This window comes from Xanthomonas sp. NCPPB 4037 (genome assembly GCF_041475695.2).
In the GTDB taxonomy this organism is placed as follows: Bacteria; Pseudomonadota; Gammaproteobacteria; order Xanthomonadales; family Xanthomonadaceae; genus Xanthomonas; species Xanthomonas campestris.
This window is the reverse complement of the sequence record NZ_CM191261.1, coordinates 4,603,661-4,616,263: the sequence shown is the minus strand read 5'-3', so window position 1 is coordinate 4,616,263 and position 12,603 is coordinate 4,603,661. Positions and strand designations below refer to the sequence as shown.

Below are 12,603 nucleotides of genomic sequence, written 5' to 3'. Positions count from 1 at the left end.
CATGATCGAGCGCAATGTGACCACGCCCGCCTGGGGTGCATGGCCGGCGGGCGACGGGCAGGTGCGCTTTGCGCTCTGGGCGCCCGATGCCCATACCGTGGAAGTGATCTTCGACAGCGGCGAGCGTGCCGCGCTGCAGCGGCAGGACGATGGGTTTTTCAGTGGTGTGGTGGCCTGCGCACTGGATGCGCGCTACCGCTACCGCGTGGATGGCCAGACGCCGGTGCCGGACCCGGCCTCGCGCTGGCAGCCCGATGGCGTGCACGGCTCCAGTGCGGTGCAGCGCGTTGACGGCTACCACTGGACGCACACGCAGTGGCAGGGCCGGCCGTGGGACGAGGCGGTGATCTATGAACTGCACGTCGGTGCCTGCGGCGGCTACGCCGGTGTGCAGGCGCAGTTGCCGCAGCTGGCGGCAATGGGCATCACCGCGATCGAGCTGATGCCGCTGAGCGCGTTTCCCGGTGCGCACAACTGGGGCTACGACGGTGTGCTGCCGTATGCGCCGGCCGAGGCCTACGGCACGCCGGACGAGTTGAAGGCGCTGATCGACGCGGCACACGGCCATGGCCTGATGGTGTTGCTGGATGCGGTCTACAACCACTTCGGCCCGGACGGTAATTACCTGGGCAGTTACGCCTCGGCGTTCTTCAACGAAGACAAGCCCACACCGTGGGGCGCAGCGATCGATTTCCGCAAGCCGCCGGTGCAGCGCTACTTCCTGGACAACGCGCTGATGTGGCTGCACGAATACGGCTTCGACGGGCTGCGCCTGGATGCGGTGCATGCGATCACGCCCAATGCGTTCCTGGATACCTTGCGCGAGACCATCGAGGCCAGCCTGCCGGCCGGGCGGCACGTGCATCTGGTGCTGGAAAACGAAGCCAACCAGGCCTCGCAACTGGACCGTGGCTACACCGCGCAATGGGACGACGATTTCCACAACGCGCTGCACGTGCTGCTGACCGGTGAGGAAGAGGGCTATTACGCCGCGTTTGCCGACCAGCCCACCCAGCATCTGGCGCGCGTGCTCGGCGAAGGCTTCGCCTATCAGGGCCAGCCCGATCCGCGCGGGCATGTGCGTGGCGAGCCGAGCGGGGCGCTGCCGCCGCATAAGTTCGTGATCTTTGCGCAGAACCACGACCAGATCGGCAACCGCGCCTGCGGTGAGCGGCTGAGCGTGCTGGTGTCGCCGCAACGGCTGCGTGCGGCGCTGGCACTGACTGCGCTGACGCCGATGATCCCGCTGTTCTTCATGGGCGAGCCGTGGGGCGCAACGCAGCCGTTCCTGTTCTTCACCGACTTCGGCCCGCCGCTCGACGATGCGGTGCGCGAAGGCCGCCGCCGCGAGTTTGCGCACTTTGCCGCATTCGCCGACCCGGCCAAGCGCGAAACCATTCCCGACCCCAACAGCCATGCCACCTTTGCTGCCTCGCGTGCGCCGATCGAAGACGCCGCGCACGGCGACGGCGCGCAGTGGGCGGCCTGGTTCCAGGCGCTGCTGGGCGTGCGCCGGCAGTGGCTGGTGCCCGGCCTGGCGCAGGCGCGCGCGCTGCGTGCCAGCGTGCTGGCCGACGGTGCAGTCACCGCCACCTGGGAGTTGCCGGGCGGGCTGTGGCATATCGCCTTCAATGTCGGCACCGAGGCAGTGCCGTTGCCGCCGCTGCGCGGCCGTGTGGCGCATGCCGAAAACGTTGCGGCCGATGCGCAGACGCTGCCCACCGACAGCTTCATCGCCTGGTACGAGGAACACGCATGAGTACGCAGGACCTGCATGCCCTGGCCGCCGCGGCCGGGGTGATGGTGGATTGGGTGGACGCCAGCGACCAGCCGCGCCAGGTGGCGCCGGAGTCGATCCATGCCGTGCTCACCGCGCTGGAATTGCCCGCCGCCAGCGCCGCGCAGCGCGCCGACAGTCTGCAGCGCATCCGCGTCACTGCCGCCGAGCCGGCGCCGCTGGTGACGGTGAAGGTGGGCGAGCCCTTGCCGTTGCGGGTTGCGCCTAACGAACAAGGCCGCTGGCAGGACGAAGACGGCAGCAGCGAGGCCGCGCGGGCCGATGCGCAGGGCCAGCTGCTGGCGCCGGCGCGCTTTGGCTACTGGACGCTGGAACTGGGCACCACGACCCAACAGGTGGCCGTGGCGCCGCAGCGCTGCTTCAGCGTGGCCGACGCCTGTGGCCAGCCGGCGCCGCGTGCGTGGGGCATGGCGCTGCAGGTGTATTCGGCCCGTAGCGCGGACGATGGCGGCATTGGCGATGCGGCCGGAGCCATGGAGTGGGTGCGGCAGGCCGCCGGCGCCAATGCCGACGCGTTGGCGCTGAGCCCGGTGCATGCCTCGCGCCCGATCACCGGCGGCTACAGCCCGTATTCGCCCAGCGACCGGCGGTTCCTGGACCCCTTGCACGCCGCACCGGTGCGCGTGCTGGGCGATGCCGTGCACACGGCGATTGCTGCCGTGCCCGGCCTGCGCGAGCGCCTGGACGGGCTGCATGGCACCGCATTGATCGACTGGCCGGCCTCGGCCGCTGCCAAGTGGGAGCTGCTGCGCCAGCTCTCCACGCAAGTAACGCCGGACCACCCGGAGCTGGCCGCCTTTCGCGCCCAGGGTGGCGCGGCGCTGGAGGCATTTGCACACTTCGCCGCACGCGACTTCGGCGATGGCGAAGCGCACCTGCATGTGTTCACCCAATGGCTGGCCGCACGCAGCTGGGCCGACGTGCAACGCGAAGCGCACGAGCGCGGCATGCGGATCGGCCTGATCGCCGACCTGGCGGTGGGCTTTGATCCGAATGGTGCCGAAGCCGCGGCCGCGGCCGACACCGTACTGCGGGGGCTGGTGCTGGGCGCGCCGCCGGACGCCTTCAATGCCGATGGCCAGCATTGGGGCATCGGTGCGTACTCGCCCACCGCGCTGCGCCGTAGCGGCTTTGCGCCGTATATCGCGCTGCTGCGTGCGGTGCTGCGCGACCGCGGCGGCATCCGCATCGATCACATCCTGGGCCTGCTACGGCTGTGGGTGGTGCCCGATGGCGCCAGCTCCGGCGATGGCGCCTACCTGGCGTATCCGCTGCAGGACCTGCTCAATCTGCTCGCGCTGGAATCCTGGCGGCATCGCGCCATCGTGATTGGCGAGGACCTGGGCGTGGTACCGCCGGGCATCCGCGAAGAGCTCTCGCGTCGCGGCGTGATGGGCATCGACGTGCTGATGTTCACCCGCGACCAGGAGGGTGCCTTCGTGCCGCCGGCGCTGTGGCGTGCGGACGCGGTGGCCACCACCACCACCCACGATCTGCCCACCCTGACCGGCTGGCGCGCCGGCCGCGACATCGACTGGCGCCGCAAGCTCGAGCTGATCCAGCCCGCGCAGGCGCAGGCCGACCACCAGACGCGCATCCGTGACGCTTCGCGCCTGGACGCGGCCGTGGCCGACGCCGGCCTGGGCAGCGATGCGCCGTTGCTGGATGCGCTGCGCTTCACCGCCAGCAGCGTGTCGCCGCTGGCCCTGCTGCCGGTGGAAGACGCGCTGGCGCTGGACGAACAACCCAATCTGCCGGGCACCGTCGAGGTCCATCCCAATTGGCGCCGACGCCTGCCCGACCCCTTGCCCCAGGCGCAGCTGACCGCCGCGCTGCAGGGTTTTGCCGAGGCGCGCCGCGTCTCGGCCGTTTCGGAACCGCATCCATGATTCCCCTTCGCGCCACCGCCCGCCTGCAGCTGCATGCCGGTTTCACCTTGCACGATGCGCTTGCGCAGGTGCCGTACTACGCCGGGCTGGGCATCAGCCATCTGTATCTGTCGCCGATCGGCACCGCGGTGCCGGGCTCCACCCACGGCTACGACAACATCGACCCCACGGTGGTCAACCCGGAGCTCGGCGGCGAAAAGGCACTGGTGGCGCTGTCACAGGCCGCACGCGCGCACGACATGGGCCTGATCGCCGACATCGTGCCCAACCATATGGCCACGCACGCGCAGAACGCGTGGTGGTGGGATGTCTTGCGCAACGGCCGCAGCGCCAAGCACGCCGACTGGTTCGACATCGATTGGCGCGCCCCGGGCCGCGACGGCAAGCTGTGGCTGGCGGTGCTCGACCGGCCCTATGCCAACGCATTGGCCGACGGCCTGATCACACTGGTGCTGGATGACGATGGCACGCCCGCGCTGGCGCATTACGACCAACGCTACCCGATCCGTCCGCAGACCCTCGACGTGCCGGAAGCCTCGGCGCGCGCGCAGTGGCTGCGCGACTACAACGACGGTGCCAAACGCGGCGACGGCCGCCTGCACAAGTTGATCGAACGCCAGCCCTACCGCCTGAACTGGTGGCGCGTGGGCAACGACATGCTCAACTACCGCCGCTTCTTCGACATCACCTCGCTGGTGGCGCTGCGGGTGGAGCTGCCGGCAGTGTTCGACGCGGTGCATGCGCTGCCGCTGCGGCTGGTGGCCGAAGGCCACCTGGACGGCCTGCGCATCGACCATGTCGATGGCCTCACCGATCCCACCGGCTACGTGCGCAAGCTGCGCAGCCGGCTGGATGCGGCCGGCCGTCAGCGCGGGCTCAAGCCCGGCAGCCTGGGCCTGTACCTGGAAAAGATCCTCGCCCCCGGCGAGCACCTGCCGGCCGACTGGCCGTGCGACGGCACCACCGGCTATGACTTCATGGACCAGGTGGGCGGCGTGCTGCACGACGCGGCCGGCTTCAAGCCGCTGGCGCGCGCCTGGCAGAAGGTGAGCGGGCGCAGTGGCGACTTTGCGCAGGAAGAACGCAGCGCACGCGATGAGATGCTGCGCGGCTCGCTGCAGACCGAGTTCAATCGCGCGGTGGGTGCGTTGTCGGCACTGGCGCGGCTGGATCCGCCCACGCGTGAGTTCAGCCCGCAGATGCTGGCACGTGGGCTGTGCGTGCTGCTGCGCTGGTTCCCGGTGTACCGCACCTATGCTGGCGCCAAGGGCCTGAGCGGTGCCGATGCGGAGCGCCTGCGCAGCACCGCCGCGCGCGCGCGCCAGGGCATGCCCGAGGCAATCGTGGCGGCGGTGGATGCCATCGAGCGCTGGCTGCTCGACGACAACGGCGCCGACCGCGCGCAGATCGCGCTACGCCGCATCCTGCGCCGCCGGGTGGAGCAGTTGTCGGCCCCGCTCAATGCCAAGGCCGTGGAAGACACCGCGTTCTACCGCCACGGCGTGTTGTTGTCGCGCAACGAGGTCGGCAGCCATCCGACCCATTTCGCCAATGACATCGCGCAGTTCCACGCGCAGAACCAGGAACGCGCCAAGCACTACCCGCGTGCGCTGCTGGCCACCGCCACGCATGACCACAAGCGCGGCGAAGACTTGCGCATGCGCATGGCGGTGCTGTCCGAGCAACCGCGCTGGTGGGTGGAGCAGAGCACGCAGTTCGATGCGCTGACCGAATCGCTGGAGGCACCGGCCCTGGCCGGCGGCGACCAGCAGATGCTGTGGCAGACCCTGGTGGCCGCCTGGCCGATCGGGCTGGGCGCCGACCAGACCGAGCCGCTGGCCGCGTTTGCCGAGCGCGTGGCGCAGTGGCTGCTCAAGGCCGTGCGCGAAGCCAAGCTGCACACCAGCTGGACCGATGGCTCGCCCGATTACGAACAGGCCGTGCAGGCCACCGTGGAGCAGGTGCTGTGCAGCCGCGCCGGCCTGCCGCTGCGCCGCGCGCTGTTGCGCGCCAGCAACCACATCGCCGCTGCCGGTGCGCGCAATGCGTTGGCGCAGACCACGCTGCGCCTCACAGTGCCCGGCGTGCCTGATCTGTACCAGGGCACCGAAGGCTGGGATCTGTCGCTGGTGGACCCGGACAACCGCCGGCCGGTGGACTACGCCCAGCGCCAGCAGTGGCTGACGCTGCGCCGCGACTGGCATGCGCTGCTGCGCAGCTGGCGCGATGGCGCGGTCAAGGCGCGCCTCACCGCGGTGCTGCTGCAACTGCGCGCCGCGCATCCGGCGCTGTTCGCGCAAGGCGACTACCAGCCCTTGAACGTAGCCACCGGCACGCAGGCGCAAGTGATCGCCTTCCGTCGCCAGCATCGTGGTCAATCATTGATCGTGGCCGTCACCCGGCTGGGTGCCGGTGAGCAGGCATCTGGCGAGCTGCCGCTGCTGGTGCCGCCGGCGGAATGGGGCAACGCGGCGCTGGCTCTGCCGGATGGGGCGTATCGCAATGTGCTCGATGGCAGCACACTGCAGCCCCAGCGCGGGCGTCTTGCGCTGTCCACGCTATTTGCACGCTCCCCGGTGGCAGTGTTGCTGACCCCCTCAGAGGAAACACGATGAACGACACGCAGCGCCAGGCACGCCTCCGTCAGCTGGCACAGGAAATATGGGAGGCCGAAGGCCGCCCGGACGGGCATGCCGATCGCCACTGGGCCATGGCCGAGCGCCTGGTCGAGGCAGAAATTCGCGCCGCCGAACAGGGCGCCGCCGCGCCGGCCGGCCCGCGTATCGTTGCATCGTCGTAATCGCGTTCCCGTATTCGTTCACCGCGTTCTAAGGAGTCACCGATGGCCACTCGCAAGTTCACCCAGCGCTCGCGCATTCGCGAAGGCCGTCCCAATCCACTCGGTGCCACCTGGGATGGCCTGGGCGTCAATTTCGCGCTGTATTCGCGCAACGCCACCCGCGTGGAACTGTGCCTGTTCGACGAGCGTGGCCGCGAGCAGGAACGCATTCCGCTACCCGAATACACCGACGAGGTCTGGCATGGTTACCTGCCCGATGCGCGCCCGGGCCAGCTTTACGGCTACCGCGTGCATGGCCCGTACGCACCCGATGCCGGGCACCGCTTCAACCACAATAAATTGCTGCTGGACCCGTATGCCAAGCAGATCGTGGGCGAGCTCAAATGGGCGCCGCATCTGTTCGGCTACACCATCGGCCATCGCGACAAGGACCTGAGTTTTGACCGCCGCGACAGCGCTGCGTTCATGCCCAAATCTGCAGTGATCGACCCAGCCTTTACCTGGGGCCAGGACCGCCCGCCGCAGACCCCGTGGAACCGCACCGTGATCTACGAGGCGCACGTGCGCGGCCTGAGCATGCTGCACCCGGCCGTGCCGCCGGAAAACCGCGGCACGTTCTCGGCACTGAAGACCGACGAGCTGATCGATCACATCAGTTCACTCGGCGTCACTGCGGTCGAATTGCTGCCCGTGCACGCCTTCGTCGATGACCAGTACCTGCTGGAAAAAGGCCTGCGCAATTACTGGGGCTACAACACGCTGGGCTTTTTCGCGCCGCAGGGCCGTTACATGTCCACGCGCACGGTGGCCGAGTTCAAGCAGATGGTGGCGCGGCTGCACCACGCCGGGCTCGAAGTGCTGCTGGACGTGGTCTACAACCACACCGCCGAAGGCAACGAGCTCGGGCCCACGCTGTCGTTCAAGGGCATCGACAACGCCAGCTATTACCGCTTGGCCGATGATCGCCGTTTCTACATCAACGACACCGGCACCGGAAATACCTTCGACCTCACCAACGTTGGCGCGCTGCGCATGGTGATGGATTCGCTGCGTTACTGGGTGCAGGAAATGCATGTCGACGGGTTCCGCTTCGACCTGGCCAGCATTCTCGGCCGCGAGCGCTATGGATTCGATCCCTCGGGCAGCTTCCTGGATGCCGTGCGCCAGGATCCGGTGCTCAGCCAGACCAAGCTGATCGCCGAACCGTGGGACATCGGCCCCGGCGGTTATCAGGTGGGCAACTTCCCGCCAGGCTGGGTGGAGTGGAACGACAAATTCCGCGATAACGTGCGTGCGTTCTGGCGTGGCGATGGCGGCCAGCTGGCAGAACTGGCCACGCGCCTCACCGGGTCGGCAGACCTGTTCAACCACAGCGGCCGCCGCCCCACCGCGTCGGTGAATTTCGTCACCGCGCACGACGGCTTCACCCTGCGCGATCTGGTCAGCTACGAAGGCAAGCACAACCTTGCCAACGGCGAAGACGGCCGCGATGGCAGCGATCACAATATCTCCGCCAACTACGGCGCCGAAGGCGAGACCGACAACCCCGCCATCAAGCAGCTGCGGCGGCAACAGATGCGCAACCTGCTGGCCACCTTGCTGCTCTCGCAAGGCACGCCGATGCTGCTGGCCGGCGACGAATTCGGGCATAGCCAGAACGGCAACAACAACGCGTATTGCCAGGACAACGAGTTGACCTGGATCGACTGGACTGCGGCCACCAAAGCCGCCGCCGCCGATCAGGCCGCCTTCGTTCGCCGCCTGATCCGCATCCGTCAGCGGTACCCGTTGCTGCATCGCGCACGCTTCTTCGACGGCAAGTTCGATGAAGCACTGGGCCTGAAGGATCTGACCTGGCTGGCGCCCAACGGCAACGAGATGGACGAAGCCGCCTGGCACGACCCCGAAGCGCGCGCGCTGATGCTGCGCCTGGACGGCCGCTCGCCGACCACCGGCCTGCGCGAGATCGCCGCCAACGTGACGCTGCTGATGCTGATCAATGCCGCGCCCACCAGCGTCGCGTTTACGCTGCCGGCGATGCACGACGAACACTGGCGCGTGCTGGTGGACACCGCACGTCATGGTGGCCGCGTGGTCGCCGGTGGCAGCGAATGGAAGGCACCGGCGCATTCGCTCACCTTGCTGGCGGTGGAGCGTGACCGTATCGCCAGCAGCGCCCGGATCGTGTCGGAAGGCGCCCGCTGATGGCGGGGGCGCACTGATGGACGTGTTGTTGGCCGGGGCGACCGGTCTGGTCGGAAAACATGTCCTGCAGCAATTGCTGGCCGACGCGCGCTGCACCGGCGTGGTCGCGATCACGCGCCGGCCGTTGACGCAGATCCACCCCAAGCTACGCAACCAGGTGATCGACTTCGAACGCCTAGACAGCTGGACCGCACCGCGCATGGAAGCGGCCATCTGCGCGCTGGGCAGCACCATGAAACAGGCCGGCTCGCGCGAGGCGTTTTATCGCATCGACCATGACTACCCGATGGCGATCGCGCGCGCCGCCTGCGCGCAGGGCACTTCGGTGTTTGTGCTCAACTCGGCGGCCGGCGCCAATGCCGATTCGCGGATCTTCTACAACCGTGTCAAAGGCGAGCTGGAACGCGACCTGCGCGCCGTGGGATTCCCTTCGCTGACCTTCGTGCGCCCAGGCCTGATCGGCGGCGAACGCGAAGAACGCCGCACTGGCGAGCACCTCGGCAGCCTGGTGCTCGGCGCCCTGGGCCCCGTTCTGCCACGCCGCTTGCGCATCAACCCCGCAGACCGCATCGCCGCCGCCATGGTCAGTGCCGCGCTCGCACCGGCGCGCGGCGAGCACAGCGTTGGCGCCGCGGAGTTGGCTGGTTGAGCGAACTGCGGCGCCAGCGACAGCACCCGTAGGAGCGCGCTCGCGCGCGATGGGCTTTACCGGTAACGCCTCATCGCGCGCAAGCGCGCTCCTACAAATCTTGTGCAGAGCAGTTCCAGCGCAAGTACGCGCAGGGCCCTTGCCGACGCTGTAATGGCACGCCACACAGCACTGTGCACATCATCCGCCGCAATGCGAACCCCGCTCGTCGTAGGAGCGCGCTTGCGCGCGATGGGCTTTACCGGTAACGCCTCATCGCGCGCAAGCGCGCTCCTACAAATTCTCGTGCAGAGCAGTTCCAGCGCAAGTGCGCGCAAGCCCGACGCCGTAATGGCACGCCGCACAGCACTGTGCATCATCTGCCGTATTGCGAACCCCGCTCGTCGTAGGAGCGCGCTTGCGCGCGATGGGTTTTACCGGTAACGCTTCATCGCGCGCAAGCGCGCTCCTACGAGTCCGCGCGCAGAAGAATCTCGTGCACGCATGCGCTGCCTAGGCTGTATCGCACGCCAGATCAAAGCGCCCACGATCTGCAGCCATACGCAGTCCGCTGTCTGTAGGAGCGTGCTTGCGCGCGATGAGGCATCACCGGTAACGCCTCATCGCGCGCAAGCGCGCTCCTACCAGGCCGTCAAACACACGTGGCTCGAAACACACAGCCACACACCACGCCCTCACACCCCCAACGACTGCCCACCATCCACCGCCAGCACCTGCCCGGTGATCCAGCGTGCCTGTGGCGATGCCAGGAATAGCGCGGCGTCGGCAACATGCTGCACCTGCCCGAAGCCGCCGAACGGAATGCTGTCGCGGATACGTGCATACAACGCAGGTTCGTCGCGGCTGCGTTGTTCCCACAGCCCGCCGGGGAATTCGATCGAGCCGGGTGCGATCGCGTTGACGCGGATGCGGTCGCGTGCCAGCTCGGCGGCCAGCGTGGTGGTGTAGTAGTTGAGCGCGGCCTTGGCGGTGGAATAGGCGATCGCGCGCGGGGTTGGGCGCTGGCTGTTGATCGAGCTGATGTTGAGGATCACCGCATCGCCACTCTGGCGCAGATGCGGCACTGCGGCGCGGTTGCAGCGCACCGCCGCCATCAGGTCGACATCCAGGCCGGCTTGCCAGCTTTCGTCGTCATTGCCGTGCCCGTAGCCGGAGGCGTTGTTGACCACCACGTCCAGGCCGCCCAACGCCTGTGCAGCGGCATGCACATAGCGCTCGATCTGCGCGGCGTCGGCCAGGTCGCAGGCAAACGTATGCACCGGCGCTCCGTGCGCTGCGAGCTGGGCAGCGGCATCTGCCAGGCCTTCGGGATTGCGTGCGCACAGCGAGACCTGCGCGCCGCTACGGACAAAGGCCTGCGCAATCGCCAGCCCGATCCCGCGGCTGCCGCCGGCGATCAGCACGCGATGCGGTTGTGGGGGAGGTGTGGACATGGCGGCACTCGCATTGGTAAAGCCGCATTATCGATCACCGCCATGCCAGCCACTGTGCACTTGCTGCGCTGCGGCCCAGCAACCGCGCGGTGTGATTCTGCGCAGCACGGCGCTGCACTGCGATCGGCGCTGCATGACGCAGCACCTTTCCCAGGCAGTGCCCGCTGTCATCTGAATGCAACCCGTCATGCGTGACCCGCGCAGCGCAATCCTCATCACCATGCGGCATGTGCTCATGCGCAATCGCATGCGCGCCGCTAACCAATTGTTTACACACCGCCGCAGCGCTGCGGGCACAACGTGCAGGTCTTCGAGCGGGAACTGCACATGGAAACCCACATCACGGTCATCGGCGCCGGCTTCTGCGGCAGTGCGCTGGTGCGCGCATTGGCACAGGGCGCCGACGCGCAAGTACGCATCACGCTGGTGGGTGTGGCCGAGACCTTCGGTAGCGGCATCGCCTATGGCGCCGCACGGCCGGAGCATCTGCTCAACGTGCGTGCCAAGGACCTGGGCATCGATGCCCAGGCGCCGGCAGCCTTCGCCGATACGCTGCACCTGGGCGAATCGGGACGGCTGGAATTTCTGCCGCGGCTGGCCTATGGCGACTATCTGCGTAGCGAGCTGGATACGGCAGTCAGCGCCGCGCAAGCGTCGATCGTGCGGTTGTCGCAGGAAGCGGTGGCGGTGGAGCGCGCGCGGCGGGGTTTTCGTGTGTTCCTGGCCAATGGCGATGCGTTCCAGACCGACCAGGTGGTGCTCGCGGTAGGCGCGTTGCAGCCGCAGGCACTGGCCGGCATCGGGCCGCGTTTGAGCGTGCACCCGCGCTACATCGGCTGGCCATGGCAGGGCGATGCGTTGTCGCGGCTGTCCCCCGACGATGACGTGCTGATCGTCGGCACTGGCCTGACCATGGTGGACGTGGCGCTGAGCTTGCACGCACGTGGCCACCGCGGCCGCCTGCTGGCGATCTCGCGGCGCGGCCTGGCACCGCAGGCGCATCTACGCCAGCCAGGTGCGGCATTGGAGTTACCGCCGCATCTGCAACGGGCCATCAAGGATGCCGATCTGCGCGCCCTGTTGCGTGGCGTGCGCCAACTGAGCGTGGTGGTGGACGATTGGCGGCGCGTGGTGGATGCGCTGCGCCCGCATCTGCAGCCGCTCTGGCAACGTTTGGAGCTGAGCCAGCGCGCGCGCTTTCTGCGCCATTTGCGCCCTTATTGGGAAGTGGCGCGGCACCGCGTGGCACCAGGTGCGGCCGACCAACTGGCGCAGCTGCAAGACAGCGGGCAGCTGCAGGTGGTGGCGGCGCGGTTATTGCGTGCGCGCTGGGTGCCGGACGGTGTGGAAGCGGTGATCCGTCCACGCGGGGGCGCCGATGCGCAGACCCGCCGTTTCGATGCGGTGGTGCGCGCCACCGGGCTGGATACCGACATCGACCGCACCAGCGACCCCTTGATCGCCGGCATGCGCGAAGCCGGCTTGCTGCGGGCCGATCCGCTTGGCCTGGGCGTGGATACCGACGCGCAACTGCGCGTGCGCGATGGCGCCGGCCAGGTGGTGCCGGGGCTGTATTGCGTGGGGCCGCTGCTGCGTGGGCGCTATTGGGAAATCACTGCGGTGCCGGAATTGCGTGTGGCCACGCGCGCGTTGGCCGAGCGTTTGCTGCAGGGCGCAACGCCTGCGTTACAGCCGCAACCCGACGCCACACCGCGCGAGGTCAACGCAAGGCCGTAGGGTTGCACCGGCTGCCGCCACGCGCGTGCAGTGAGATGTCAGGCGGATCGATGTTGCGGCCGCTGACAGCGGTGCAGTGTGGAGAGGGTTGG

At 68.3% G+C, this 12,603-nt stretch carries 8 protein-coding genes; 7 read left to right on the top strand and 1 reads right to left on the bottom strand.

The genetic code is table 11. From position 1 onward, the window contains the following. Position 1 precedes the first annotated feature (1 nt). From treZ to ACCQ01_RS20250, 6 genes are read left to right on the top strand one after another with little or no spacing between them, the layout of a single operon-like run. On the top strand, positions 2–1,759 hold the full coding sequence (gene treZ / locus ACCQ01_RS20275) for a malto-oligosyltrehalose trehalohydrolase (RefSeq protein WP_228433090.1): 1,758 nt from the start codon (positions 2–4) through the stop codon (positions 1,757–1,759). Beyond that, entirely contained in the window at positions 1,756–3,687 is a 1,932-nt protein-coding gene (locus ACCQ01_RS20270) for a 4-alpha-glucanotransferase (protein ID WP_228433091.1), read from the top strand. The genes treZ and ACCQ01_RS20270 overlap by 4 nt, the downstream gene beginning before the upstream one ends. Beyond that, positions 3,684–6,302 (top strand): malto-oligosyltrehalose synthase, encoded by a 2,619-nt coding sequence (treY, locus tag ACCQ01_RS20265; protein ID WP_228433092.1) that lies wholly within the window; start codon positions 3,684–3,686, stop codon positions 6,300–6,302. The genes ACCQ01_RS20270 and treY overlap by 4 nt, the downstream gene beginning before the upstream one ends. Next, positions 6,299–6,487, top strand: a complete 189-nt coding sequence (locus tag ACCQ01_RS20260; protein WP_011035666.1) for a DUF2934 domain-containing protein — start codon at positions 6,299–6,301, stop codon at positions 6,485–6,487. The genes treY and ACCQ01_RS20260 overlap by 4 nt, the downstream gene beginning before the upstream one ends. A gap of 42 nt (positions 6,488–6,529) precedes the next feature. Further along, positions 6,530–8,692: a glycogen debranching protein GlgX gene (gene glgX / locus ACCQ01_RS20255; protein ID WP_011035667.1), complete on the top strand. Its 2,163-nt coding sequence runs from the start codon at positions 6,530–6,532 to the stop codon at positions 8,690–8,692. A 16-nt stretch (positions 8,693–8,708) separates the two neighbouring features. Beyond that, positions 8,709–9,341, top strand: a complete 633-nt coding sequence (locus ACCQ01_RS20250; RefSeq protein ID WP_228433093.1) for an NAD(P)H-binding protein — start codon at positions 8,709–8,711, stop codon at positions 9,339–9,341. A 674-nt stretch (positions 9,342–10,015) separates the two neighbouring features. Here ACCQ01_RS20250 and ACCQ01_RS20245 read toward each other — a convergent pair. Continuing rightward, positions 10,016–10,774, bottom strand: a complete 759-nt coding sequence (locus tag ACCQ01_RS20245) for an SDR family NAD(P)-dependent oxidoreductase (protein WP_228433094.1) — start codon at positions 10,772–10,774, stop codon at positions 10,016–10,018. A gap of 327 nt (positions 10,775–11,101) precedes the next feature. Here ACCQ01_RS20245 and ACCQ01_RS20240 point away from each other — a divergent pair, with 327 nt between their 5' ends. Beyond that, positions 11,102–12,511: an FAD/NAD(P)-binding protein gene (locus ACCQ01_RS20240; protein ID WP_186829722.1), complete on the top strand. Its 1,410-nt coding sequence runs from the start codon at positions 11,102–11,104 to the stop codon at positions 12,509–12,511. Positions 12,512–12,603 lie beyond the last annotated feature (92 nt).

Bases quoted from the DNA above. Each gene is read 5' to 3' on its own strand.
- glgX (WP_011035667.1), top strand. From the start codon at position 6,530: ATGGCCACTCGCAAGTTCACCCAGCGCTCGCGCATTCGCGAAGGCCGT.
- treZ (WP_228433090.1), top strand. From the start codon at position 2: ATGATCGAGCGCAATGTGACCACGCCCGCCTGGGGTGCATGGCCGGCG.
- ACCQ01_RS20260 (WP_011035666.1), top strand. From the start codon at position 6,299: ATGAACGACACGCAGCGCCAGGCACGCCTCCGTCAGCTGGCACAGGAA.
- treY (WP_228433092.1), top strand. From the start codon at position 3,684: ATGATTCCCCTTCGCGCCACCGCCCGCCTGCAGCTGCATGCCGGTTTC.
- ACCQ01_RS20245 (WP_228433094.1), bottom strand. From the start codon at position 10,774: ATGTCCACACCTCCCCCACAACCGCATCGCGTGCTGATCGCCGGCGGC.
- ACCQ01_RS20250 (WP_228433093.1), top strand. From the start codon at position 8,709: ATGGACGTGTTGTTGGCCGGGGCGACCGGTCTGGTCGGAAAACATGTC.
- ACCQ01_RS20270 (WP_228433091.1), top strand. From the start codon at position 1,756: ATGAGTACGCAGGACCTGCATGCCCTGGCCGCCGCGGCCGGGGTGATG.
- ACCQ01_RS20240 (WP_186829722.1), top strand. From the start codon at position 11,102: ATGGAAACCCACATCACGGTCATCGGCGCCGGCTTCTGCGGCAGTGCG.